The organism is Bradyrhizobium sp. WSM2793 (assembly GCF_000379585.1).
Taxonomy (GTDB): domain Bacteria; phylum Pseudomonadota; class Alphaproteobacteria; order Rhizobiales; family Xanthobacteraceae; genus Bradyrhizobium.
Genome location: NZ_KB902771.1, coordinates 168,005 through 192,272 on the forward strand (window position 1 = coordinate 168,005; position 24,268 = coordinate 192,272).

A 24,268-nucleotide genomic window follows, 5' to 3' on the forward strand; every position below is an offset into this window, starting at 1 on the left:
ACCGGCACGGCAATCCATCAAACAGGGGAGGGAAGAATGAAACATCTGAAATGGACGCTTGCGCTGGCCGCGAGCCTGGTGACGGGCGCGGCGAGCGCCGAGATCTCGGACAATGTCGTGCGCGTCGGCGTGCTCAACGACATCTCCGGCATCTTCCAGGATACCAACGGCATGGGCTCGGTGGAAGCGGCGCGCATGGCCGCGGAGGATTTCAACGGCGGTGGCAAGAACATCAAGGTCGAGATCGTCTATGCCGACCACCAGAACAAGGCCGATGTCGGCAACGCCATTGCGCGCAAATGGCTCGATGTCGAGGGCGTCGATGCCATTGTCGACGTGCCGAACTCGGCCGTAGGCCTCTCCATCAACACGCTGCTGCGCGACAGCCGCATGACGTTCCTGGCGTCGTCGACCGCAAGCTCGGATCTCACCGGCAAGGCCTGCTCGCCCAACACCATTCAGTGGGTCAACGACACCTGGGCCACCGGCAACACCACCGCGGCCGCGATGATGTCGCGCGGCGGCAAGGACTGGTATTTCCTGACCGTCGACTACGCGCTCGGCAAGGGCATCGAGGCGGAGGCGCAGAAATATATCGAGGCGCATGGCGGTAAGGTGACCGGCTCCTCCAAGCACCCGCTCGGCACCTCCGACTTCGCCTCCTTCCTGTTGCAGGCGCAGAGCTCGAAGGCTCAGGTGATCGGCCTCGCCAATGCCGGTGGTGACACCATCAACGCGGTGAAGCAGGCCGCCGAGTTCGGCATCCAGCAGAGCGGCCAGAAGCTTGTCGCCTTCCTGCTCTTCATCAACGACGTTCACGGCATGGGCATCAAGGTCGCGCAGGGCCTGCAGCTCATGGAAGCCTTCTACTGGGACATGAACGATGACACCCGCGCCTTTGCCAAACGTTTCGCCGCGCGGCCGGGCATGAACGGCAAGATGCCGAGCGGCAACCAGGCCGGCGTCTATGCCTCGACGCTCGCTTATCTCAACGCGGTTGCCGCGACCGGCAGCGACAATGCCAAGGACGCCGTGCCCGAGATGAAGAAGTTCAGGGGCAAGGACAAACTGTTCGGCGACACCACCATCCGCCAGGACGGCCGCGTCGTGCATCCGATGTACTTGTTTGAGGTGAAGAAGCCGGAGGAGTCGAAATACCCGTACGATTATTACAAGCTGGTCTCGACGATTCCCGCGGAGCAGGCGTTTCGGCCGCTGGCGGAGGGTGGATGTGAGCTGGTGAAGTGAATTTAGCGAAGGGCACCGCTGCACCCTCTCCCCTTGTTGTGGGAGAGGGTGGCTTCGCAAAGCGAAGCCGGGTGAGGGGTCTCTCTCTTCACGAGCGGCCGTGCGAGTGGACACATACCCCTCATCCGGCGCTTCGCGCCACCTTCTCCCACAAGGGGAGAAGGAAGAAGGCTACACCACCTTGCTTGATCCCTGCGTGATCAATCTCGCCGCGCGCTGGTCCCGCGCGTAGATCCACAGCCAGCTCAGCGCGACACTGAGGCGGTGGCGCAGGCCGATCAGGAAGTAGATGTGGGCGATGCCCCAGATCCACCATGCGATCGCGCCGCGCAGCTTGAAGCGGCCGAAGTCGATCACTGCGAGGCGCTTGCCGATCTGGGCGAGGCTGCCGGCATGCTTGTAGCGGAACGCGCCCTTTGCCTCGCCTCGCAGCCGCGCCTTGATGGTCTCGGCGACGTGACGACCCTGCTGCTTCGCAGCCGGCGCGATGCCGGGCACCGGCTTGCCGTCCCAGGCGTTGATGCTGACGGTATCGCCGATCGCAAAGATTTCGGGATGGCTTGGTATCGTCAGGTCGTCTTCGACCTGCACGCGCCCGGCGCGATCGGCTGGCGCGTCCAGCCATTCTGCGGCGGGCGAGGCGCGCACGCCGGCCGCCCAGATTCGGGTCTTGGCCTCGAGCAGCTTGCCGCCGAACACCACGCCCTCACGATTGATCTCGGTGACGGCCTGTCCCAGCACGACCTCGACGCCGATCTTCTCCAGCGAGGCCTGCGCGTAAGCTGAGAGGTCGTCGGCAAAGCCTGCGAGCACGCGGGGCCCCGCCTCGATCAGCACCACGCGCGCCTTGGTCGTGTCGATGTTGCGGAAATCGCCGGGCAGCGTGTGGCGCGCCATCTCGGCAATGGTGCCGGCGAGCTCGACGCCGGTCGGACCGGCGCCGACGATGACGAAGGTCAGCCGCGCCGCGCGCTTGGCTGGATCGGTCTCGCGCTCGGCGCGCTCGAACGCCACCAGGATGTGGCGGCGCAGTGTGGTGCCGTCCTCCAGCGTCTTCAGGCCAGGTGCGAACTGCTCCCATTCGTCGTGGCCGAAATAGGCGTGCCGCGCGCCGGTGGCGAGCACCAGCGTGTCGTAAGGCACCTCGCTGCCGTCGTCGATCAGCACGCAGCGCCTTGCCGCATCGACGCCGCTGACGGTCGCGAACAGCGTCGTCACCTCGGGCCTGTCTCGCATCAGGTGGCGGATCGGCCAGGCGATCTCGCTGGTCGCGAGCGAGGCGGTCGCGACCTGATACAGCAGCGGCTGGAACAGATGATGATTACGGCGGTCGATCAGCGTGATCTCGACCGGCGCACCCGCAAGCCGGTAGGTCGTCTCCAGCCCGCCGAAGCCGGCGCCGACGATGACGACGCGATGCGGTGTCGTGGTCATGATGTGCCCTCGAATCTCGCTGCTCCACACTCCCATTTAAGTGCGGATCGGACACTGCGGTCCAATAGCTGTCATCAATCGCCGCATAGGCCGGATGTATCGATCGGGCGCGAAAAAGCGCCGCAGGCTCGGATCAGGCTTTGGCCGAAGTATGTAGAATTATATTTCTTGCCATCGCCGATTGGGGCGAAATATGGTGCAGCAGCGGCCGCTGAGCCATTGGCGGCGCGACAGATTTTGCGTTCAATAGAGACAGGCCCGGGGCGGCGATCACCCCGTTTTCCGGGACCGATAATAAGGAGGGGAGTGGTTATGAGGACGGCATTCTGGCTGGCGGGCGCAGCGGCGCTGGTGCTGGCGAGCCCGGCATTCGCCGGCGACACCATCAAGATCGGTTTCGTTTCGACCTTCAGCGGCCCGACCGCCGTGATCGGCAACGACATGCGCAACTCCTTCGAGCTCGCGCTGGACCACATGGGCCGCAAGATGGACGGCAAGCCGGTCGAGGTCATCTACGAGGATGACGGGCAGAAGCCCGATGTCGGCAAGCAGAAGACCGAGAAGCTGGTGCAGTCGGACAAGGTCGATTTCATCGTCGGCTATATCTGGTCGAACGTGCTTTTGGCCTCGCTGAAGACCGCGGTCGACTCGCAGACCTTCCTGATCTCGGCCAATGCCGGCCCGTCGCAACTCGCCGGCGAACTCTGTTCGCCTTACGTGTTCTCGACCTCCTGGCAGAACGACCAGACGCCGCAGGCGATGGGCCTCTACATGAACCAGAAAGGCGTCAAGAGCGTGTTCCTGATCGGGCCGAACTACGCGGCCGGCAAGGACATGCTCGCGGGCCTGAAGAACACGTTCAAGGGCGAGATCAAGGGCGAGGAATACACGGTGTGGCCGAGCCAGCTGGATTTCTCCGCCGAGCTCTCCAAGGCGCGCGCCTCGGGCGCGGAGTCGATCTTCGTGTTCTATCCGGGCGCCGCCGGCGTGCAGTTCCTCAACCAATATGCGCAGGCCGGCTTGAAGAGCACGATGCCGCTCTACACCGCCTTCACCGTCGACGAGCTCTCGCTGCCGCTGCAGAAGGAGAACGCGCTCGGCGTTCCCGGCGCGCAGGAATGGGTCAACGACCTCCCGAACGAGCAGAACAAGCGCTTCGTCGCCGACTACCGCAAGAAATATCCCGGCCTGCGCCCGACCTATTACGGCGCGCAATCCTATGACGCCGCCCAGCTCATCAACAGCGCGGTGGTCGCGGTGAAGGGCGACACCAGCAAAAAGGACGCAATGAAGGCCGAGATGGAGAAGGCCAACTTCAAGTCGCTGCGCGGCGCGTTCAAATACGGCAAGAACCACATCCCGGTGCAGAGCTTCTATCTCCAGGACGTCGTGAAGGACGCCGAAGGCCAGCTCTCGCTGAAGACGGTCGCGACCATCGTGGAGAACGACCAGGATCGTTTCCACGACAAGTGCAAGATGAAGTGAGGTGTTAGCCACGCGCGACACTTCCCTTGTGGGAGAAGGTGGCGCGAAGCGCCGGATGAGGGGTATCTCTCCGCAGATTCCCTGCGAGGTGATCGCACGGATAGAGACCCCTCACCCGTCTCGCCGCTTTGCGGCGAGCCACCCTCTCGCACAGGGGGAGAGGGGAAGAAGTGCCTACACTCTTGGCATGCTGACGGGCCGCACTTCGCGGGCCTGGGCTGCTAGCCTGATCCCGGCATTCGCCGCGCCGAACCCCTGATAATCCCTGCGCTCGACGATCTCGAAGAAAAACCGCTCGTCGAAAATGTGGGTGTAGACCTGGAAGAACTCGCCGTCGCCCTCGCGGTCGTAGAGGATGTGGTTGGCGCGCAGCTGCGCCATCAGCCCGGGTGCGAGGTCGTATTTAGCCTCGATGTCGTCGTAGTAATTGGCGGGGATATCCAGGAAATCGGCGCCGCGCCTGCGCATCTCCGCGACCGTCGCAAAGATGTCCCGGCACGAGAACGCGACGTGCTGCACGCCCGAGCCGAAGAACTCCGAGATGAAACGTGCCGGCAACGTCCGGTTGGCGGAGGAGCCGTTGAGCACGAAGCACAGGCTCTGGTCGGCGTTGATGATGGCCTGGCTCTGCACGAGGCCTCGGGGATCGGCGATCTCCATCTGCGGCAGGCGCTTGAGGTCGAGGATGCCGGTGTAGAACAACAGCCAGGACAGCATCTCGTCATAGGGCATCGACTGCGCGATGTGATCGACCGCGAGCAGCGCGTCCGCGCCTTCGTCGCTCGCAACAGGCTCGAAATCCGTGTCCCAGTTCTTGCCGGCCTGGTCCAGGAAATACAGCAGGCTGCCGCCAACGCCGTGGATCGCCGGGATTTCGAGTTCGCCCGGTCCGACCGGCTGGTAGAAGGTGCGCGCCTTCAGCATCTCGGCGCGCTGCATGGCAAGGCCGGCATTGTCGACATCGAGCGCAATCGCGCAGACGCCGGGCCCGTGCGTCACATAGTGCGAATGCGCGAAGCCGTCGGTCTCGCTGTTGATGACGAGCTCGACCTTGCCCTGCGACCAGCGCTCCACCGCCTTGCTGCGATGCGCGCCGGTCTTGCGGAAACCGAGTTGCGAAAACAGGCGGCCGAGCTCGCCCGCCTTGGTCTCATTGACAGCAAATTCGACGAACCCGGTGCCGCGGCTCTTCGCCTTCGGCGCCAGCGGCTCGGCGGCGAATCTCGGCCAATCCGGCGCAAGCTGGTCTTCCAGCAGGATCAGCGAGCGCAGGCCGTCGAGCGCGGTCTGCGCGGCCGAGCCGGCGCGGAACTGGTCGTTGAATATCTCCAGTGACAGCGGCCCGGCATAGCCGGTTGCCGCGATCGCCGCCATGAACTCGCCGACCGGCAGATCGCCCTGGCCGGGGAAGGAGCGGAAGTGCCGGCTCCACGACAGGATATCGAGATCGAGCTTCGGCGCGTCGGCAAGCTGGACCAGAAAAATCTTGTCGCCGGGGATCGAGGCCATCGCACGGGTCGGAAAGCCCGGTGCCAGGGCATGAAAGCTGTCGAGGATGACGCCAATCGCGGGATGATCGGCGCGGCGCACGATCTCCCAGGCGTCGCGATAGTCGTTGACATGGCGTCCCCAGGCCAAGGCCTCGTAGCCGACGCGCAAGTCGCGCTTGGCGGCGCGCTCGCCGAGCTCACGAAAATCGTCCGCGGCGCGATCGATGCCGCCGAGCGAGGTGGGCGAGACGTTGGAGCAGATCAGCAGCAGATCGGTGCCGAGCTCTTGCATCAGATCGAACTTGCGTTCCGCGCGGGCAAAGTTGCGCGCGCGCTGCGGCTCGGGCATGCCTTCGAAATCGCGGAACGGCTGGAACGCGCAGATCTTCAGGTTAAGATCGCGGCAGAGCTTTGCGATGTCGCGCGGGCCGGCGCCGAACGACAGCAGATCGTTCTCGAAGATCTCCACCCCGTCGAAGCCGGCGGATGCGATGGCGCGGAGCTTCTCGTCGAGGGCGCCTGAGAGGGAGACGGTTGCGATCGAGCGCTTGTTCATGTTGCCTGCTCCATGATCCGCCCCGGTGAGATTTTTTGGCCCGTGCGTGCCGCTTCGCTGACGGCTTCGACGACTGCGAGTGTCGCTGTCGCATCCTCGACCGGAATCAGAGGCTGTTCGCGGCCTGCGATCACCGCCAGGAAATGCCGGAGCTGTTCAACGAGTGGATCGTAAGCGGAGAGTGCGACGGGCTCGCGAACCAGCGGTGCGTGCCAGCCGGGATTCTGTGGATAGGACCACAGCTCCATATTCGGCACCGACAGCGAGCCGCCCGTGCCGGCGAGGATGTAGCAGGGCTGATCCTGCTTCGGATACGCGGCGTTCTCGCCCGAGGTCAGCTCCCAGCTCCATGGTGCGGGCGTCGCATCCGAGACCGTCATGGTTCCGAGCGCGCCATTGGCGAAGCGCAGCAGCAGCGCGGCCGTGTCCTCGACGGCAAAGCCGCGCACCATGTTCGACGTCAGCGCCTGCACCTCGGCGATCTCGCCGCAAATGAAGCGGAGATTGTCGATGTCGTGGATCAGGTTGATCAGCAGCGGCCCGCCGCCGTGCTCGCGCCGCCAGGCGATCTCGAAGTAATCGTCGGGCTTCTTCAGCAGCCACAGCCCGGCCACGGCGGTGAGCTGGCCGAGCTTGCCGGCCACGACGGCCTCGCGGGCGGCCTTGATGATGGGATTGTGGCGGCGATGGTGGCCGACCAGCATCGGCACGCCGCTGCACTTGGCCGCCTCGCAGAGACGACGTGCCGCCGCGACGCTGTCGGTCACCGGCTTCTCGATCAGCGCGGGCACGCCCGCCTCCACGCAGTCGAGCGCCATCTGAAGATGCAACGCGTTGGGCGAGGCGATCATCAGGCCATCGGGCTTTTCCTGCTCCAGCAATGCGCGGTGATCGGCGTACCAGGGCGCGTTGCGTGCTTGCGCGAATTCCCTGGCCGCAGGCGAGGGGTCGGCAATGCCGGCCAGCACGCAATCCCCGGAGGACTGGATCAGTTCAATGTGGCGGCGGCCGATCAGGCCGGCACCGGCGACGGCGATGCGCATACGCCCGCTCATGCCGCGCTCTCCTCCATGGCACCGCCGAGGAAGAGCTGGCCGATGCGCGGATCGTTCAGGATGCGCTTGGCGTCGTCGACCATGCGGGTCTGACCGAGCTCGAGCACGATGCCGATGTCGGAGATCTCCAGCGCCGAGCGCGCGTTCTGCTCGATCATCAGGATGGTGACACCACGGTCGCGCAGGCTCTTGAGGATGTCGAAGGTCTGCTGCACCATCAGCGGCGACAGGCCGATCGAGGGTTCGTCGATCAGCACCAGTTTTGGCTCGAGCAGCAGCGAGCGGGCAATCTCGAGCTGCTTCTGCTCGCCGCCTGATAGCGTGGACGCCTGCTGCGTCGATTTGCGGCGCAAGGCGGGGAACAGATCGAGGGCCGCCTCGATCCGCCTGGGCAGGTCGAGGCCTTTGTCGGCGGCGACGCCGCCGAGCTCGATATTGTGGCGCACCGACAGCTCGGGGAAGATGTTGCGGCCCTGCGGCACGTAGCAAATGCCGGCATTGAGCAGCGCTCGTTGGCTCAGATTGGTGACGTCGCGGCCGGCAAAGCTGATCTTGCCCTCGCGCAGCTTCAACAGGCCGAAGATCGCCTTGAACACGGTGGATTTGCCGGCGCCGTTCGGGCCGATGATCGTGGTGATGGTCGCCTGCGGCACGGCGAAATTCGTGCCGTTCAGGATCGTCATCTTGCCGTAGCCGCCGACGAGATTGTGAACCGAGAGGATTGGCTCGCTCATGATCGGCTCCTCAATGTCCGAGATAGGCTTCGATCACGGCGGGGTTCTTGCGGACCTCGTCGGGCCGTCCCATCGCCAGCACCTTGCCTTCCGCCATCACCATCACGCGCGAGCACAGCGACATCACGAACTCCATGTTGTGCTCGATCACGACGAAGGTGGCGTTCTTCTCGCGGTTGATCGCGACCAGGCGGTCCTTCAGGTCCGCCAGCATCGACGGGTTGACGCCGCCGGCGGGCTCGTCGAGCAGCACCAGGCGCGGGCCGCCCATGAAGGCCATGGCGGCGTCTAGCAGTTTTTGCTGGCCGTAGGACAATCCGCCGGCCGGCTCGTCGGCGAGATGATCGAGCTTGAAGAAGCCGATCATCTGGTTGGCAGTCTCGGTCAACCCGGCATCGGAGCGGCCGACCAGGCGCGAGGCCATGTTGCCCTGGTGCTCCTGGCCCGCGAGGATCAGGTTCTCGCGCACCGAGAGCTTTGGAAACACCTGCAGCAGCTGGAAGGTGCGGCTGACCCCTAACTTGTTGAGCTCGGACGGGCGGAGGCCCGTGACGAGCTTGCCGTCGAGCCTGACCTCACCGCCCGACGGCGTGAGCTGGCCGAGGATGCAGTTGAACAGCGTGGACTTGCCGCAGCCGTTCGGACCGATCAGGCCGAGGATCTCGCCCTCGCGGACGTCGAAGGAGACACCGTCGACGGCGCTGATACCGCCAAAGTTCTTCTTGATATCGGAGACTTCGAGCACCGCACTCATTGCACCGTCTCCAGGCGGGATTTTGCGACGGCGCGCAGCGCGGAGGCCGCCTTGGTCCGGCGTTCGGCGAGATAGCGGTCGAGGATTCCCAAAATGCCGGTCGGCGACCAGATCAGCAGCAGCATCACCGCCACCGCGTAGAGCATCAGATAATAGCCTTCGGTGAAGCGCAGCCATTCCGGCAGCAGCACCGCGATCATCGCGCCGAGGAAGGGACCGAAATAGAAGCCAGCGCCGCCGACGATCACCATCATCAGGAGGTCGAGCGAGAGCGACAGGTTGAAGGGCACGGGGTCGATATATTGCGTCAGCGGCGCATAGAGCGCGCCGGCGACGCCGCCGAGCGCCGAGCCGATCGCGAACGCCATCAGCGTGTAGCGCCTTGTGTCGATGCCGAGCGATTGCGCGCGCAGCGGATTCTCGCGCAGCGCCATGAAGGCGCGGCCCCAGGGCGAGCGGATCAGCCACCACACCGCCAGCGACACGATCGCGAGCGAGCCGAGGCAGACATAGTAGAACGGCAGCGGCTTGTTGGTCGCGAAACCGAAGATATGCGGACGCGGGATGTTGGAGATGCCGTAGATGCCGCCGGTGAGCCAGCTCTCGTTGCGGAACACGAGGAAGGCGAGGGTGGAGAAGGCCAGGGTGACGAAGGCGAGGTAGTGATGCTGCACGCGCAGCGCGGGATAGCCGAGCACCCAGCCGACTGCGAAGCTGAGCACGATCGCAACCAGGATCGCGGCCGGCAGCGGCCAGCCATGGGTGGTCATGATCGCCGCCGCGTAGGCGCCGATGCCGACGAACGCGCCCTGCGCCAGCGAGACCTGGCCGGCATAGCCGAGCGTGAGGTTCAGCCCCATCGCGGCGATGGTCATCACCGCCCATTGGCTCAGGATGAACAAGCCGTAGCGGTTGAAGTTCATGGGAACGATGATCAGGCCGGCGATGACAATGAGGCCGAGCGCGATCTTCAGGGGCTTGGCAAAGCTGCTCATACCGTGCGCTCCTCGGCGCGGCCCAGCAGTCCTTGCGGCCGGAACAGGATGACGACGATCAGGAAGATCATCGGCACGGCGGCGCGGTACTGCGTCGAGACATAGGCGGCCGCGAGATTGTCGAGCACGCCGATCAAAAGGCCGCCGGCGATCGCGCCGCGGACCTGGTTGAAGCCGCCGACGATCGCCGCGATGAAAGCCGCCTGTCCCAGCACCTCGCCGGAGGAGAATTTTGCGAGGTAAATCGGTGTGATCAAAAGCGACGCCAGCGCGACCAGGAAGGCGTTGATCAGGAACGTCAGCAGGATCATCCGCTCGACCGGCACGCCGATGATGCGCGCGACCGTCGGGTTCTGCGCCGCCGCCTGCATCTGGTGGCCGAGCGAGGTGCGGTTGAGAAGGGCGGTCAAGCCGAACACGGCAACGATGGCGACGGCGAGGACGCCGATGCTTTGCAGCGACACCGCGTGGCCGAGGATGGAGATGTCACCGGTCGGCACGATCGAGGGAAAGGGCGAGGCCTCGGCGCTGAAGAACTGCTTGACGGCTTCCTTGAGGCCGATCGCGAGCGCCATGGTCGCGATCGCCAGCGGCAGCACGCCATGGCGCATCATCGGATCGACCAGCAGCATCTTGAAAGCAAGGCCCAGCAGGATCATCGACAGCAGGATGCCGAGGATGATCGCGAGCCAGAACGGCGCGCCGGCATGCATCGCCGCCAGCATCAGGAACGCCGGCAGCATCACGAACTCGCCTTGCGCGAAATTGATGGTCTGCGAAGTCTGCCACAGCAGCGTGAAGCCGACCGCCACCAGCGCATAGATCGCGCCGGTGGCCAGTCCCGCGACCAGAAGATCGAATAGGTTGGACATGTTCCCCTCTTTCCTCTCCCTCGCCCCGCTTGCGGGGAGAGGCGTAGGCGGCCTACGGCCGCCGTTCTTGAGAACGCCGATGCGAAGCATCGGCTACGGTGAGGGGGAGTCTCCGCGCGGTCGCTAACAGTTGGACTCGCGGAGGCTCCCCCTCACCCGGATCGCATCTTGATGCGATCCGACCTCTCCCCGCAGGCGGGGAGAGGTGAAGAAGTCCTCACTTCACCTTGGGCAGCACCTGCTTCACCACCTGCTTGCCTTCGACCACCTCGACCAGGAAGCTCTGGCGGTCGATGTCACCGGTGTCGCTGAAGGTGACGTCCATCAGGATGCCCGGCTCGTCCGCGGCCTTGATGGTGAGGCCGTGCAGCGTCTCGGCAAACTTCTTCGGGTCGACCTTGCCCATCTTCTCGGTGGTGGCTTTCACCATGTAGACCGCGAGATAGCCCTTCAGGCCGTTATGGTCAGGGACATAATTGTACTTCTTGGAGAACTTCTCGCGGAACGCCTTGATCAGATCGACCGGTGCATCGGTGGTGAGGCCGACATGGCCGCGTGCGCCGTTGGCGGCGTCGCCGGCGAGCTCGATCACCTTCTGGCCGATCAGCGTGGTCTCGCCCATCAGTGGCGCGGTGACGCCCTGGCGCTTCAGCTCCTTCAGGATGCGCGCGCTCTCTTCCTCGTTCAGGTAGACGAACACGGCATCCGGATTGGCGGCCTTGATCTTGCCGACGTCGGCGGCGAAATCGGCCTGGCCCGCCTCGGTCGAGAGGTCGGCGACCACCTTGGAGCCGAGCCGGTCGAGCTCCTTGACGACGACGTCGCGTCCGCCGCGGCCGAAATCGTTGTTGACCCAGACCACCGCGACCGTCTTCGCCTTCATCTCGTCGTGGATGTATTTCGCGACCTTCGGCATCGAGGATTGCTGGCCGAACGAGGTGCGGAACAGGAATTTGTTGCCGGCCTGCGTTAGCTCGGCGGCTTCGCCGCCCATGATCTGCGCGATGCCCGCTTCGGCGGCGAGCGGCGCGGTGACCTTGACCGAGCCGGAATAGCCGGGTCCGAGCAGCACATAGGGCTCGGCGTCGAGCGCCTTCTGCACCTGGGCGCGGGCGACGCCGGGATTGGATTGCGAGTCGGCATGGCTGACTTCCAGCTTGCGGCCGAGCACGCCGCCCTTGGCGTTGATCTCCTCGATCGCGAGATCGATGCCGTTCTTCCAGTTGGTGCCGACGGTGGCGCCGCCGCCCGAGAGCTCGGCGACGTTGGCGAGCTTGATGGCCTGGGCGTGGACGCTGGTTGCAGTCGCGAAGGCAAGCAGGGCGCCTGCCAGCAGGGTCGATTTCATGGCTTCTCCTCCCATTTTTCGTCGAGATTGTCCGCGGCCTTGTGTCGGCCGCTTCGGTTACGCTGCGTGATAGGCCGAGCTTCGTGCCGCCATCACCTCGTCGAATGCCTGTCCCATGATCTCGGTCGATGGGGCAAGGCCCGTGAACAGTTCGAAGGCGTCGGCCGCCTGATAGATCGCGAGCTCCCGCCCGGTCATGATCCGCGCGCCCTTGGCTTGCGCCGCCGCCAGCAGCGGCGTGATCAACGGCGAGTACACGGCGTCGGCGACCCACAGGTTTTCGCGCAGCAGCGAGGCTGGGACCGGGATGTCCCGGTTCGGCAGCATCCCGACCGGCGTGCCGTTGACGAGGCCGGTTGCGCCACGAAGCGCGTCTTCCACGCTCGTAACCACCCGCGCGCCGCCATGCATGGCCAGCAGCGCGGCGAGTTTTTCGGCGCGTGCCGGCTCGCTGTCGAAGATTCGGAGGTCCGTCACTTTCAGGCTCGCCAGCGCAAAGGCAATCGCCTTGCCGACGCCGCCGGTGCCGATCACGGCCACCGCATTTCCGGAAGACGCCAGCAGCGGCGCGACGGCGCGGGCAAAGCCGGTCGTGTCGGTGTTGTGGCCGATCAGCCGGCCGTCTCTCACGACGACGGTGTTGACTGCCGCCATGGTCGCCGCAGCCGGCGCCAGCTCGTCGAGCAGCGGCACCACGGCCTCCTTGTAGGGGTAGGTGACGTTGACGCCGGCAAAGCCGAGCCGCCGCACGCCCTCGAGCATCATGCGAAGCCCGGCCGCATCGGCGCCGGCGACCTCGATGAGCTGGTAGTGGCCGCGCAGGCCAAGCGCTTCGGCGGCGCGCTCATGCATGGCGGGGGACGCGGAATGCGCGATCGGCGCGCCGATCAGGCCGGTGAGGAGCTTCTTGCTGGCGGCGTATCCGCGCTTGGACATGGTTCGCTATCGTCTCGTTGGGCCCGTTCGGTCCCGGCCATTAGCGGGGAAATCTCCGCAAGTCCAAGGGAGTTCCAGCTGCGACGATAGTCTTTCCCCCGCCTAACACAATTACCCTTTTATCCGACAAACCTAACATGATGTTATTTCTTCCGTCCGCGCGCACCGGCGGCCTTGCCGTTGCCGCGGGACGGCTCGACCGCCCGCATCTCCGCGCGCAGCGACTCGATGAAAGACTCGGCATGGAGCGACAGCGGCGCGCCGCGCTTGACCGCGATGTAAGTATCGAACCGCGTCGGCTCGGTGATCTTCAGAAGCTCGATCCCGGGATAGCCGCCATGGGCCACGGTGAACTGGTCGATGATGGCGATGCCGAGGCCCGCCTTCACCAGCGCGCAGACCGTGGTGCCGAAGCGCGCGCGGATGGTGATGTTGTAGGCGAGACGGTTGCGGGCAAAGATCTCGGCCATGATCCGGCCGTAGGGATCGTTGGGATCGATGCCGATCAGCGGATAGCGGGTGATCTCGGCGGCCGAGACCTGCTTGCGGCCGGCGAGTTCGTGCCCCGGCGGCACGATGCAGTACAGCTCGCCCGAGGCCAGCGGCATGAAGTCGAGCCCGGAATGCTCCAGCCGGTAGCTCATCGCCACGCACTCGCCGCGGCCGAGCATGAGATAGTCGATGGCCTCCTCGAGCTTGAGGATGTTGATGTCGATGCCGAGATCGGGATAGCGGCGCCGGACGCGCTCGATCGCGCGGGGCACCATCACCTGCGAGATGCTGGGCACCGAGCCGATGCGCAGCTCCGACAGGCCGCCACGGCCGATCTTGGAGATGATCTCTGAGAGATCGTCGACCTTCTTGTAGACGCCGTTGATCTGCTCGAAGATGTTCTCGGCTTCCGGCGTCGGGAAGTATCGCCCGTTCTGGCGCTGGAAGAAGCGGATGCCTAGCGAGCGCTCGGTGTATTTGACGAGGCGGCTGATCCCGGGCGCCGAGACGTTGAGCAGCTTCGCCGCACCGCCGATGGTGCCCGTCACCATCACGGCACGGATCACTTCAACCTGGCGCAGCGTCATCATGCTCGTGAAATGTCCTTGGCATCCGAAAGATGATCATGGCGGCAATCATCTCACGAGAGCTGCGCTGTCATCCAGCGGCAAGTGTGGGTGGATGTGGATGGCGGAGGGGAGTTTTTACCCTCTCCCCCTGGGGGAGAGGGTGGCTCGCCGCGAAAGCGGCGAGACGGGCGAGGGGTCTCTCTCAGCGAGTCCGGAATCGCAGGGTGGGCAAAGGCGCACTTGCGCCGTGCCACGTCGTCTCACCAAACAGGCAGGACGTGGGCGCGCTTCCGCCGTCGCTCTTCGAGCTATGGCGGACAAGTCGCTTTGCCCACCCTACGATACTGCACTTGTGGATAGAGACCCTCATCCGGCGCCATAGCCGAAGTTTCGCTTCGGCGTCCATTTAGAACGGTGGCCGAAGGCCGCCTATGCCACGTTCTCCCACAAGGGAAGAAGGGAAACTCGAGTTCGCTGTCAGATTGTTTTCGACTAAAATCAGCGCGTTCGAACAGAAGGGTGGCGGCGCTCGAATTGGTTCGTCGGCGCTACGGCTGTGTCTTAGCTCGCCGGGCCCTCGGGCAATACGCTCTCGGCCAGCTCCTCGCGCTCGCTTTCCAGCACCGCGCGCGCGAACTCGATGATCTTCTGCTTGTTTGCCGTTTCGCGGACGGCGAAAAACACGCGGTTCAATTCCAGGCCGAGCACGCTGTTGAGGGCAATATCCTCGTCTTCCATCGTGGTGTTCCCGCTTCGGTCGTCTCAGGTGTATCGTGAGGCCAATTCTGCCACAAGTAGTTTAAATCTTCAGGGCAGATGAGCACCGGTAAACTACGGCCGCAGCGAATTGAGGCAGTCCCCAAATACGTGCTATACGAGGCGGTGTGGGGCAGGAAACGCACCGATGTCCGCCGTAGATTATGGCCGGGAGGCGCTCGACTTCATTGAAGGCCTGGGGACCTATCGCAAGGTGCCCGATGCCATGAATGCGCTCGAGACGGCGTTCGGTCGTTTCGGCTTCGAAACCATCATCGTGACGGGATTGCCCAATCCCGACCAGCGGTTTGCGCAGATGGTGCTTGCCAAGCGCTGGCCGGCGGGCTGGTTCAGCCTCTACACCCAGAACAATTACGACCGCTTCGATCCGGTGGTGCGGCTGTGTCGGCAATCGGTCAATCCGTTCGAATGGTCGGAAGCGCCCTATGACGCCGAACTCGAGCCGAACGCGGCCGAGGTGATGAACCGCGCCACCGATTTTCGCATGTCGCGGGGCTTCATCGTGCCGATCCACGGGCTCACCGGCTATGAAGCGGCGGTGTCGCTTGGCGGCGTTCATCTCGACCTCAATCCGCGCAGCAAGCCGGCACTGCATCTGATGGCGATGTATGGCTTCGACCACATACGCCGTCTGCTCGAGCCGACGGCTTATCCCTCGACGCGCCTCACCCCGCGCGAGCGCGAGGTGATCTCCTGGGCCTCGCAGGGCAAGTCGGCCTGGGAGATCGGTGAGATCTTGCACATCACGCAGCGCACGGCGGAAGAGCATCTTGCAACTGCCGCGCGCAAGCTCGGTGCCGTCAACCGCACGCATGCGGTAGCGCTGGCGATTCGGAACAAAATCATCAATCCGTAAGCGCCGTACTGGGAAATTTCCCAATATCGAATCCGGCTCTTTTCGCAGACTCTGCCCCCATTGAGGATGATTGGGGGTTTTCATGATTCACGCAATTTCTGCGGTAAATCGTCACCTTTATGAAGACGTGATCGAGCAGCATTTCCGATTGCGCCACGATATCTTCGTCGAGGAGCGGCGCTGGGAGACGCTGCGCAGGCCGGATTGCCGCGAGATCGATTCCTATGACGACGAGGATACCGTCTATCTGCTTGCGTTGGAGGGACGGCGCGTCATCGGTGGCCACCGGCTCTACCCGACGACCAAGCCCTCGATGATGAGCGAGGTGTTCCCGCATCTGGCGTCGGTGCGCGGCTGCCCCGCGGATCCGCTGGTCTGGGAATGGTCGCGCTACTTCGTCGTGCGTGATCGCCGCGACGGCGCGCTCAACCTGAAACTGATGGCGGCGGTGCAGGAGTTCTGCCTCAATCAGGGGATCGCGCAGGTCAGCGCGATCATGGAGACCTGGTGGCTGCCGCGCTTCCACGAGGCCGGCTTCATGGTGACCCCGCTTGGCCTGCCGGCTCTGGTGGAGGATGCATGGACCATGGCGGCGACCATCGACATTCGTCGCGAGACCCTCGATGCCCTGCACGATCGTATCGGCATGACCTCGGTCGTGCGCCAGGACGGCCCGCGTCTGGACGCCGTCACCCGTGCCAACCTCTGCGGCGCTGCTGCCGCGCAACGAAAGAGCGCCTGAGATGTCGAACATGATGCGGGACAGCCAGATCATGGCGCAGATCAGGGACGAGAATCTCGGCTACATGTCCGACATGGCGCTCGAGCTGGCGCAGATGGCGGAAGACACCGGATTGGCGACGCTCGCCTATCTGTTCCGGATGGCGGCGCTGGAGGCCTCGACGGCCAACAGCGTGCTCGCTGAACCGGACGATCTTCCCCAGCAGATGACGTCGCACTAGACGTAATCCTTCCTTGCATTCCGACGAAGTCGCACCCTCTCGCCGGCCACCGGCGAGGGGGTCATCGTTTGGGTGCGGCAGGTTGCCCCAGCCTGCACGGCAGCCTTCTTGCAGGAGCGTCTCGACCGCATGCACCCGCATGCAACAAAGTGCATGTTTGGTGTCGAATCGCTCTTGCCTCTGAACGATACTGCCATTACCCATTTTTCCGCCTTGAACAGGCAGGGGGAGCTCTTTCACTGATGGCGACCGTGTTCGAACATCGGCGCGACACCGCGTGCGCCTGAAAGAGTCTTGATGCTGCTCGTCGTCGAACAGTTCCTGAACGGATTGCAGTTCGGCCTGCTGCTGTTCCTGCTCGCCGCCGGCCTGACGCTGGTGTTCGGGATCATGGATCTCGTCAACCTCGCGCACGGCTCGCTCTATATGATGGGCGCCTATTTCGCCGCGACCTTCGCGGCGTGGACCGGCAGCTTCCTGCTCGGGGCGCTGATGGCGCTGGGGGCTACGCTGGTGCTCGGCATCGTGCTCGAGATGAGCGCGCTGCGGCATCTCTACGGCCGCGACCATCTCGACCATGTACTGGCGACCTTCGGCCTGATCCTGTTCTTCAACGAAGCCGTGCGGCTGATCTGGGGCCCGGCCGGCCTTGCGCTGCCGCTGCCGGCCTGGCTCACCGTGCCGGTGCCAATCCTGCCCGGTATTCATTATCCCGCCTATCGCCTCGCCATCATCATCGTGGCGCTGCTGGTGGCGCTGCTGCTCTATCTCGGCGTGATGCGCACCCGCATCGGCATGCTGATCCGCGCCGGCGCCTCCAACCGCGAGATGATCGGCGCGCTCGGCATCAACATCAAGCTGCTCTACACGCTGGTGTTCGGCCTGGGGGCCGCGCTCGCCGGCCTGGCGGGCCTGATGCAGGCGCCGATCCTCACCGTGCAGATCGGCATGGGTGAGAACATTTTGATCCTCGCCTTCGTCATCATCGTGATCGGCGGCATCGGCTCGATCCGCGGCGCGTTCCTGGCCGCGATCTTCGTCGGCATGATCGACACGCTCGGCCGCGCCTTCCTGCCCAATCTGCTGCGGCAAGTGTTGAGCGGCGCCGCGGCCTCCACCGCCGCGCCCGCGCTGTCCTCCATGCTGATCTATCTCCTGATGGCGATCGTGCTGGTGGTGCGGCCGGAGGGGCTGTTTCCGGCCAACCGTCGATGAAGTCTTTCACTGTGAGCAAGGCCGTCACGGCCCTGGTGCTGGCGGGCCTCCTGCTGTTGCCGCTCTATTCGCAGCTCTCCGGCAACATCTTCATCCTGACGCTGTTCACCCGCATCATCATCCTGGCGCTGGCGGCCGCGAGCCTCAACCTCATCATGGGTTTTGGCGGCATGATGAGCTTCGGCCACGCCGCCTATCTCGGCATCGGCGGCTACGCGGTCGGCATGCTGGCGCAGGAGGGCGTCGGTTCCGGCTTCATCCAGTTTCCGGTCGCGCTCGCGGCTTCCGCGCTCTATGCGCTGGTGATCGGGGCGCTCTCGTTGCGCACCCGCGGCGTCTATTTCATCATGATCACGCTGGCCTTTGCGCAGATGGCCTATTACGTCGCCTCGGGGCTGGCGCGCTACGGCGGCGATGACGGCCTCACCGTCTACAAGCGCAGCGACTTCTCCGGGCTGATCGACCTGTCCAACCGCACGCAGTTCTATTATCTCTGCCTCGCCTGCCTCCTCGGCGTCGTCTTCCTGATCTGGCGCATCGTCAATTCGCGCTTCGGCCTCGTCGTGCAGGGGCTGCGCTCCAACGAGCAGCGCATGCAGGCGATCGGCTTCCCGGCAAAGCGCTACCAGCTGGTCTGCTTCGTCATTTCAGGCACCATGTGCGGCCTCGCCGGCGCTCTGCTCGCCAACAACACCGACTTCGTCAGCCCGGCCGTGATGTACTGGACGCGCTCCGGCGATCTCATGGTGATGGTGATCCTGGGCGGCATGGGCACGCTGTTTGGCCCGATCATGGGCGCGGTGGTGTTCCTGCTGCTGGAGGAATTCCTGTCGCAGATCACCGAATATTGGGCGCTGATCATGGGCCCGCTGCTGCTGCTGATCGTGCTGTTCGGCCGCGGCGGCATCATGGGCACGCTGGGGAGGGCCGGCCGTGGCTGAACCCTTGCTTCGCGTCGAAAAGCTGGTGCGGCGCTTCGGCGGCATCGTTGCGACGGACAATGTCTCGCTCGACGTCGCCGCGGGCGAGCTGCACGCCATCATCGGCCCGAACGGCGCCGGCAAGACCACGCTGATCAGCCAGCTCACCGGACATCTCGAGCCGCATTCCGGCAGCGTCTCGCTGGCGGGACGCGACATCACCTATTTGCCGGCCTATCGCCGCTGCGCGCTGGGCCTGGCACGTTCGTTCCAGATCACCTCGCTGCTGCTCGACTTCACCGCCGCCGACAACGTCGCGCTGGCGGCGCAAGCCCATGCCGGCACCTCGTTTCGCTTCTTTGCCAATGCGCGCAAGGAGCGATCCCTGCGCGATGCCGCCCACGCCGCGCTCGATCGCGTCGGCCTGTTGCATCGTGCCGACGTCGTGGTGAACCGGCTCAGCCATGGCGAGCGGCGCGAGCTCGAGCTCGCGGTGGCGCTTGCGAGCAAGCCGAAGCTGCTGCTGCTCGACGAGCCGATGGCGGGCTTGGGGGTCACCGAATCCCAGCGCATGGTGAAGCTGCTCCAGGAGCTGCGCAAGGAAGTCTCGATCGTGCTGGTCGAGCACGACATGCCGGCGGTGTTTGCGCTTGCCGACCGCATTACGGTGCTGGTCTATGGCCGCGTCATCGCCTCGGGCGATCCGGCCGCGATCCGTGCCAACGAGGACGTCAAGCGCGCCTATCTCGGCGACCAGCACGTGGTGACGCATCATGGCTGACACGCTGCTCGAGGTCGACGGCATCGAGACCTGCTATGGCCTCTCCCAGGTGCTGTTCGGCCTGTCGCTATCGATCAAGCCGGGCGAGATGGTCTCGCTGATGGGCCGCAACGGCATGGGCAAGACCACGACCATCCGCTCCATCATGGGCCTGACGCCGGCGCGCGCCGGCAGCATTCGTTTCGCGGGCGCCGAGGTCAGGCAGCTTCCCTCCTACAGGATCGCAAAGCTCGGCGTCGGCCTGGTCCCCGAGGGACGCCAGATCTTCCCGAACCTCACCGTGCGCGAAAACCTGGTCGCGGCCGCCGCCGACCGCTTCGGCAGCCCCAATCCCTGGACGCTGGCCGCGATCTACGTGTTGTTTCCGCGCCTCGCCGAACGCGCCGCCAACATGGGCAACCAGCTCTCCGGCGGCGAGCAGCAGATGCTCGCGATCGGCCGCGCGCTGATGACCAATCCAAAACTCCTGATCCTGGACGAAGCGACCGAAGGCCTCGCGCCGCTGATCCGCGAGGAAATCTGGAGCTGCCTGTCGCTGCTCAAGAGCCGCGGACAGTCGATCCTGGTCGTCGACAAGAACGTCGACCATCTCGCCCGCATCTGCGACCGCCACACCATCATCGAGCGCGGCAAGACGGTGTGGAGCGGCACCTCCGATCAGCTGATGGCGGAACCGGATCTCCAGCACAAATATCTCGGCATCTGAGGCGCGTTCCTGCCGACCGCGCGCGACGCGCAAGCTTCTCTTCGAGCAAATCCAGTTTCGAATCCCTCCAAACCGCGCGCAGAGCTCTTGAGCGCGCCGCCGTCAAGCGGTCAAAGAAGCCGCGGCGTAAGCGGATTCGATGCGGGACTTCTACGATCAAATTGTCGGACGGCCTCAAGACGACATCGGTTCCGCACAGCCGGGCGCTTCGACAGCGCAATGGCTGGATTTTCCGGGCTGCGTGTTTGTCAGAGGCGAGTTTCGAGCCGATGCCGATGGCTCTGCGATCGCAGCCCCGGGTCTGTTCATCTCGGTCTCCGTTGATGGTGGCGCAGGCCGCGGCATTCTGACGCGCAGCGCTGGCTGCGACGGGCAGATGACGGCAATTGCCGTGCGCGAGACCTGCGCAGCGGAACGCGCGGTTCATTCCGGCGAGCGTTCCGCAATCGGCCTGGCGTTTCCTCAAACCTCGATCGATGGACTTGGACTCGGCGATGAGTTTCGGGCGCTGTTTGCGAACGACGTCTCGGGCGCAGCGATCGTCTCGCTGAGGGCATCTGCGCGCATACAGGCGGTCGCGGCAGAAATGTTTTCGCCGCCGGTCACCGGCAGCGCGGCGCAATTGCTGCTGTCGGCGCATGCCGCCGAGATCGTGGTCCACGCCTTGTTCGGCGAGCGCGGCCGGATTGCGGCCGATCCCGCCACCGATCTGCAGTGGACGCGGCTGCAATCGGTGAAGCAGCGGATGGACGCCGATCTCGCCTATCCCTGGAGCATCGACGAACTGGCGCGGAACGCGGGGCTGAGCCGCAGGTCCTTCAACCAGAAATTCCGGATGGCATATGGCCAGAGCGCGATCGACTATCTCAGGGCTCAGCGGCTCGATGCCGCACGTGCCTTTTTGATTCACCAGCGCTTGTCCGTCACCGAAGCGGCCTATCGGGTCGGCTACGCCCATCCGGCAAATTTCGCGACGGCCTTCCGCAGACGCTTCGGCCATTCGCCGAGCCGCTTTCAGTAAAACTTGAAAGCCTCCACGTGGGATCAAAGGTGATTTGCGCGCGCGCAAAGGCGGCGGCCGCTTTGATCTGGTTACACCCGGGTTGTTGAACACGGAACTCGGGGAAGACGATGAGGCGGAACGACGGGCAGACGCTCGGCTGGGAACGGTTGGTGAGAACTGGTCTGGGAGCGGCCGGTTTGGGAATGGTCCTGCACGCGACGCCCTCGGCCGCACAGGTCTCCGGAACCAATTCGCCTTCGACGGCGGGCACATTGCCGCCGGTCACGGTGGAGGCACCGAGCCAGGCGCGTCCGCGTGCCCAACCTGTCCAGCGCGCCTCACAATCGCAGCGTGGCCGCGCCGCGACGCCGCGCAATGCCGGGTCCGGACAAGCCAGAAACGCGGACACGCGCGAGGCGGGAAGCGGCCGCGCCAATCCGTCGAGCGAGAACAGCTATGTCGCAAGCAGCAGCTCGGCGGGCACCAAGACGAACACGCCATTGCTCGAGACGCCGCAGTCGATTTCGGTCGTGACCCGCAAGGAGCTCAACGATCGCGCCGTGCAGACGCTGACCGAGGCGGTCGGCTATGAACCGGGCGTCCGCATCGATGCTTCAGGTTACGATCCGCGCTTCGATGCCATCTCGATCCGCGGCTTCGACATCACCTATAACGGCATCTATCTCGACGGCTTGCGCCTCGTCGGCGCCGGTCTGGGCGTGTTCAAGACCGAGCCCTATGGCGTCGACAGCATCACCGTGGTCCGCGGGCCGAGCTCGGCCCTCTACGGCCTCGGCTCGCCCGGCGGATTGATCGACCTGCAAAGCAAGCTGCCGACCAGCCAGCCGTTCCACGAGGTGCAGACGGTGTTCGGCGACCGCGAGCGCGTGCAGGGCAATTTCGATTTCTCGGGTCCGGTCGATCCCAACGGTCAATTTTCCTATCGATTGACCGGCGTCGTGCGCGACGCCGACGTGTTCGTGCCCGGCGGCAAGGACAATCGTGTCTATGTCGCTCCCGCCGTCACCTGGAAGCCGGACCAATCGACGACCCTCACCATTCTCGGCGCCTACCAGAAATCGAAGACGCCGGGCTCGATGTTCACCTATTCCACGGGCACCGGCACCACGACGGACATCTTCACCGGCAGTCCGTCCTATAACTCGCTGGACCAGGAGCAGGGACGCGTCGGCTATCTGTTCGAGCATGCGTTCAACAACGCCGTGACCGTTCGCCAGAAATTCCGCTATGTCGATGTCGATGCGGTCACGCGCTATGTCGGCTTTCTCGGCGCTCCCGTCGGCAATGTCGTCTCGCGCTATACCGGCTACGTCCACGACACGCTGCAATCGGCCATCATGGACAACCAGGTCGAGGCAAAGCTCTCGACCGGCCCGGTGCAGCACACGCTCCTGGTCGGCACCGATTACACGGCGTCGAAATTCAACGACAAGCAGGGATTTGGCTTCGGGGTTTCCCCCCTCAATCTGGCCGCCCCGGTCTACGCGCCGGAATCCATTCCCGATCCCGCGATCTCGTCCTCGACGCAGCAGCGGCAGACCCAATCCGGCGTGTACATTCAGGACCAGGCCAAGCTCGACCACTGGATCCTGACGCTGAGCGGCCGCAGCGACTGGGTTCGCACCACGGGCGAGGATCAGTTCGCGCTGACCCGCCAGCAGCAGTCCGAACAGGCCTATAGCGGGCGCGCCGGGCTGACCTATGTATTCGATTCCGGGGTTGCGCCTTATGTCGCCTATTCAACCTCGTTCTTTCCCAATCTCGGCGTCGATCCCACCGGCGCCTTCTTCAAGCCTACCACCGGCAAGCAGACCGAGATCGGCGTCAAGTACCAGCCGCTGGGGACGAGGAGCTTCATCACTGCTGCGGTGTTCGACCTGACCCAGGGCGGCGGCCTGGTCACGACCGGGACCGGCGTCACGGTCCAGCGCGGCGAGATTCAAAGCCGCGGCTTCGAATTGCAGGCGCTGGCGAGCCTCGGCGGTGGTTTCGACATCACCTCGTCCTACACCTATCTCGACATGGTCACCAAGCAGGCCGGCGACAGCGCGCAGATCGGCAAGTTTCCGTCGGGCAATCCTCCGCACACCGCGACGCTGTGGGGCAACTATGCCCTGCCGCTGGCCGGCCCGTTTGCCGGCTTGAGCATCGGTGGCGGCGTGCGTTACATGTCCTGGAGCTATGGTGACGATCTCAACACGTTCAAGAACAGCTCGGTGACCTTGGTTGATGCTGCGCTGAAATATGATTTCGGCCAGGCGGCGAAGGAGCTGAAGGGCCTGCAGTTCCAGGTCAACGCCAAGAACCTGTTCAATCTGCACTACACGACGTGCCAGGTCGGGTACTGCTATCGCGGCGCACCGCTGACCGTCATCGCAACGCTCGGCTATCGCTGGTGAGCGGGATCACCAATAGATCCCGTGACGGTGCAACTCGCGCACGATTCGGGCCTCGGTGGGCGACTGGCGCCGCTTCGGCTTGGTCGTTCCGGCCGTGCTTGCCGGCGGCGGTGATGGCGTGGCTGATGCTGGTGCCGTGGTGGCCGCCGGTGCCGTCGCTGAGGTTGGTGCGGTGGTCGCAGTCTGGACGTTTGCCGGCTGCGACGGCGCTTGGGTGGTTTGCGGCGAGACCGCTGCCGCCGTGGCGGGCTGCTCAGTCGCCTGCTGGCTTGAATTGCTGGCTGCCAGGCTGAGGCTCCGCGACCCACCCGCATAGGCCTGGCTTGTGAGAAGAGACACCGTTGCGATCAGGATCAGCTTGCGCATGGAAACGCTCCTAATCTGGTCAATCCGTCTTACCTATCGCGCATCCATTGAGTTTCAGCGCGCCAGACGATGCACACCGATGTTGATCAAGGTTGTCCGGCAGGACAGACGGTAGATCAGACTGAATAATTGTTCCCACATGATCGAACTCCACTGTTGATCACATGCGGGAATCCTAGCGCAGGATTCTTTCCGTGGGTTTTCGCGGGGATGGAAAATGGCTTCGTCCGGCAGCGGTGCGATGTCGTCGGAACCGGCGCGACGAAGCCGCTTCACACGGCCGTGAGCCGTACT

General features: G+C 64.5%; 23 protein-coding genes. 11 read left to right on the plus strand and 12 right to left on the minus strand.

What is annotated here, in order from left to right; all coding sequences use genetic code 11:
* Nucleotides 1-36 precede the first annotated feature (36 nt).
* Entirely contained in the window at nucleotides 37-1,248 is a 1,212-nt protein-coding gene (locus tag A3AS_RS0106875) for an ABC transporter substrate-binding protein (RefSeq protein ID WP_018316862.1), read from the plus strand.
* A 171-nt stretch (nucleotides 1,249-1,419) separates the two neighbouring features.
* On the opposite strand, the gene A3AS_RS0106880 is transcribed toward A3AS_RS0106875, so the two are convergent.
* Nucleotides 1,420-2,682, minus strand: coding sequence for an NAD(P)/FAD-dependent oxidoreductase (locus tag A3AS_RS0106880; RefSeq protein WP_018316863.1), 1,263 nt, complete (start codon nucleotides 2,680-2,682; stop codon nucleotides 1,420-1,422).
* Between the two features lie 312 nt (nucleotides 2,683-2,994).
* Between A3AS_RS0106880 and A3AS_RS0106885 the strand changes: the two genes are divergently transcribed.
* Nucleotides 2,995-4,167, plus strand: coding sequence for an ABC transporter substrate-binding protein (locus A3AS_RS0106885; protein ID WP_026201746.1), 1,173 nt, complete (start codon nucleotides 2,995-2,997; stop codon nucleotides 4,165-4,167).
* Nucleotides 4,168-4,341: 174 nt separating this feature from the next.
* Here A3AS_RS0106885 and A3AS_RS0106890 read toward each other — a convergent pair whose 3' ends face one another.
* From A3AS_RS0106890 to A3AS_RS46495, 10 genes are all read right to left on the minus strand, one after another.
* Nucleotides 4,342-6,213, minus strand: a complete 1,872-nt coding sequence (locus tag A3AS_RS0106890) for a bifunctional sugar phosphate isomerase/epimerase/4-hydroxyphenylpyruvate dioxygenase family protein (protein WP_018316865.1) — start codon at nucleotides 6,211-6,213, stop codon at nucleotides 4,342-4,344.
* A complete protein-coding gene (locus A3AS_RS0106895; RefSeq protein WP_018316866.1) occupies nucleotides 6,210-7,268 on the minus strand; it encodes a Gfo/Idh/MocA family protein in 1,059 nt (352 codons plus the stop codon). Before A3AS_RS0106895 ends, A3AS_RS0106890 begins: the two co-directional genes overlap by 4 nt.
* Complete coding sequence (locus tag A3AS_RS0106900) at nucleotides 7,265-8,002, minus strand: ABC transporter ATP-binding protein (protein WP_018316867.1); 738 nt, start codon at nucleotides 8,000-8,002, stop codon at nucleotides 7,265-7,267. The genes A3AS_RS0106895 and A3AS_RS0106900 overlap by 4 nt, the downstream gene beginning before the upstream one ends.
* Before the next feature lie 10 nt (nucleotides 8,003-8,012).
* Nucleotides 8,013-8,756 (minus strand): ABC transporter ATP-binding protein, encoded by a 744-nt coding sequence (locus A3AS_RS0106905; RefSeq protein ID WP_018316868.1) that lies wholly within the window; start codon nucleotides 8,754-8,756, stop codon nucleotides 8,013-8,015.
* Complete coding sequence (locus A3AS_RS0106910; RefSeq protein ID WP_018316869.1) at nucleotides 8,753-9,751, minus strand: branched-chain amino acid ABC transporter permease; 999 nt, start codon at nucleotides 9,749-9,751, stop codon at nucleotides 8,753-8,755. Before A3AS_RS0106910 ends, A3AS_RS0106905 begins: the two co-directional genes overlap by 4 nt.
* The gene (locus A3AS_RS0106915; RefSeq protein ID WP_018316870.1) at nucleotides 9,748-10,623 is read right to left on the minus strand and encodes a branched-chain amino acid ABC transporter permease; all 876 of its coding nucleotides are present in this window, start codon (nucleotides 10,621-10,623) and stop codon (nucleotides 9,748-9,750) included. The genes A3AS_RS0106910 and A3AS_RS0106915 overlap by 4 nt, the downstream gene beginning before the upstream one ends.
* A gap of 217 nt (nucleotides 10,624-10,840) precedes the next feature.
* The gene (locus tag A3AS_RS0106920; RefSeq protein ID WP_018316871.1) at nucleotides 10,841-11,971 is read right to left on the minus strand and encodes an ABC transporter substrate-binding protein; all 1,131 of its coding nucleotides are present in this window, start codon (nucleotides 11,969-11,971) and stop codon (nucleotides 10,841-10,843) included.
* Between the two features lie 57 nt (nucleotides 11,972-12,028).
* Nucleotides 12,029-12,907: a shikimate dehydrogenase gene (locus tag A3AS_RS0106925; protein ID WP_018316872.1), complete on the minus strand. Its 879-nt coding sequence runs from the start codon at nucleotides 12,905-12,907 to the stop codon at nucleotides 12,029-12,031.
* Between the two features lie 143 nt (nucleotides 12,908-13,050).
* Nucleotides 13,051-13,989 carry a LysR family transcriptional regulator gene (locus tag A3AS_RS0106930; protein WP_018316873.1) on the minus strand — a complete coding sequence of 313 codons (939 nt, stop codon included), beginning with the start codon at nucleotides 13,987-13,989 and terminating at the stop codon, nucleotides 13,051-13,053.
* Between the two features lie 540 nt (nucleotides 13,990-14,529).
* Nucleotides 14,530-14,706 (minus strand): hypothetical protein, encoded by a 177-nt coding sequence (locus A3AS_RS46495; protein ID WP_018316874.1) that lies wholly within the window; start codon nucleotides 14,704-14,706, stop codon nucleotides 14,530-14,532.
* Between the two features lie 166 nt (nucleotides 14,707-14,872).
* On the opposite strand from A3AS_RS46495, the gene A3AS_RS0106940 reads away from it, so the two are divergent.
* The 9 genes from A3AS_RS0106940 (at nucleotide 14,873) to A3AS_RS0106980 (ending at nucleotide 23,608) form a co-directional block, all read left to right on the plus strand.
* Nucleotides 14,873-15,601 (plus strand): LuxR family transcriptional regulator, encoded by a 729-nt coding sequence (locus A3AS_RS0106940; RefSeq protein ID WP_018316875.1) that lies wholly within the window; start codon nucleotides 14,873-14,875, stop codon nucleotides 15,599-15,601.
* A gap of 82 nt (nucleotides 15,602-15,683) precedes the next feature.
* On the plus strand, nucleotides 15,684-16,343 hold the full coding sequence (locus tag A3AS_RS0106945) for an acyl-homoserine-lactone synthase (protein ID WP_018316876.1): 660 nt from the start codon (nucleotides 15,684-15,686) through the stop codon (nucleotides 16,341-16,343).
* Nucleotide 16,344: 1 nt separating this feature from the next.
* Nucleotides 16,345-16,563: a hypothetical protein gene (locus tag A3AS_RS0106950; protein ID WP_018316877.1), complete on the plus strand. Its 219-nt coding sequence runs from the start codon at nucleotides 16,345-16,347 to the stop codon at nucleotides 16,561-16,563.
* 297 nt (nucleotides 16,564-16,860) lie between these two features.
* On the plus strand, nucleotides 16,861-17,778 hold the full coding sequence (locus A3AS_RS0106955) for a branched-chain amino acid ABC transporter permease (protein WP_018316878.1): 918 nt from the start codon (nucleotides 16,861-16,863) through the stop codon (nucleotides 17,776-17,778).
* Nucleotides 17,775-18,719, plus strand: a complete 945-nt coding sequence (locus A3AS_RS0106960) for a branched-chain amino acid ABC transporter permease (protein WP_018316879.1) — start codon at nucleotides 17,775-17,777, stop codon at nucleotides 18,717-18,719. Before A3AS_RS0106955 ends, A3AS_RS0106960 begins: the two co-directional genes overlap by 4 nt.
* A complete protein-coding gene (locus tag A3AS_RS0106965; RefSeq protein ID WP_018316880.1) occupies nucleotides 18,712-19,479 on the plus strand; it encodes an ABC transporter ATP-binding protein in 768 nt (255 codons plus the stop codon). Before A3AS_RS0106960 ends, A3AS_RS0106965 begins: the two co-directional genes overlap by 8 nt.
* Nucleotides 19,472-20,185 (plus strand): ABC transporter ATP-binding protein, encoded by a 714-nt coding sequence (locus tag A3AS_RS0106970; protein ID WP_018316881.1) that lies wholly within the window; start codon nucleotides 19,472-19,474, stop codon nucleotides 20,183-20,185. The genes A3AS_RS0106965 and A3AS_RS0106970 overlap by 8 nt, the downstream gene beginning before the upstream one ends.
* Nucleotides 20,186-20,426: 241 nt before the next feature.
* The gene (locus tag A3AS_RS0106975; protein ID WP_245283154.1) at nucleotides 20,427-21,206 is read left to right on the plus strand and encodes an AraC family transcriptional regulator; all 780 of its coding nucleotides are present in this window, start codon (nucleotides 20,427-20,429) and stop codon (nucleotides 21,204-21,206) included.
* Between the two features lie 110 nt (nucleotides 21,207-21,316).
* Entirely contained in the window at nucleotides 21,317-23,608 is a 2,292-nt protein-coding gene (locus A3AS_RS0106980) for a TonB-dependent siderophore receptor (RefSeq protein WP_049814803.1), read from the plus strand.
* A 6-nt stretch (nucleotides 23,609-23,614) separates the two neighbouring features.
* Here the strand turns inward: A3AS_RS0106980 and A3AS_RS44790 are convergent, their stop codons facing one another.
* Nucleotides 23,615-23,974: a hypothetical protein gene (locus A3AS_RS44790; protein WP_018316884.1), complete on the minus strand. Its 360-nt coding sequence runs from the start codon at nucleotides 23,972-23,974 to the stop codon at nucleotides 23,615-23,617.
* Nucleotides 23,975-24,268: the final 294 nt, after the last annotated feature.